At 61.8% G+C, this 628-nt stretch carries 1 protein-coding gene; it reads right to left on the reverse strand.

What is annotated here, in order from left to right:
• A partial coding sequence (locus tag IE266_RS26770) for a transposase (RefSeq protein WP_189683189.1) occupies positions 1 to 628 on the reverse strand: 628 nt, incomplete at both ends.

Consider the following 628-nt stretch of genomic DNA (forward strand, 5'->3'; position numbering starts at 1 on the left):
TGCCGGACTGCACTGTGGCGAGGTCCATGCCGCAGAACTTCAGGAACTGCCGGTGGTGCCGGAATCGTCGCAGATCGCCAGCCTCGGCGAGAATGGTCAGCGCGTTGATCGGGCCGATACCGGGAATGGTTGTCAGAAGCTGGTAATCGGGGTGATCGGACAACAGCTCGGCCGCCCGTGCTTCGATCTCGTTGCGCTGGCAAACCAGGCTGCGCCCTTCGGCGAGCACCATACGGAACATGCGCACGGCGTCGGAATCCGGGTGAACGGGGAGCCCGACAGAGCCGACCGCCGTGGCGTAAATGTCTGAGAGCAGGCGCTCTTTGGACACCTTGCGGCCGACCACCTGCCAGGCGTCGGCGACGAAGACCTCCTTGCTCATGGCCGTGATCATGCCGGGCGTTGGATACTTCTCGAGGAACGCGAGGAACCAGTCGGTTCGCGAGCTTCGATGAAACCGTTCGGCCTCGGGAAAGTAGAGCGGCAGGTAATGCGTCAGAATGCGGTGCCAGAGCTCGGTCTTCGAACGCGAGACGATCTCATGCGTCTTCGACAGCTCCTGAATGCCGGCAATCCCGACAACCAGTGGATCATGAAAGAACTGCACGGCGCCTATCTCCAGCATGTG

This window comes from Seohaeicola zhoushanensis, assembly GCF_014656415.1.
Classification (GTDB): Bacteria; Pseudomonadota; Alphaproteobacteria; order Rhodobacterales; family Rhodobacteraceae; genus Seohaeicola_A; species Seohaeicola_A zhoushanensis.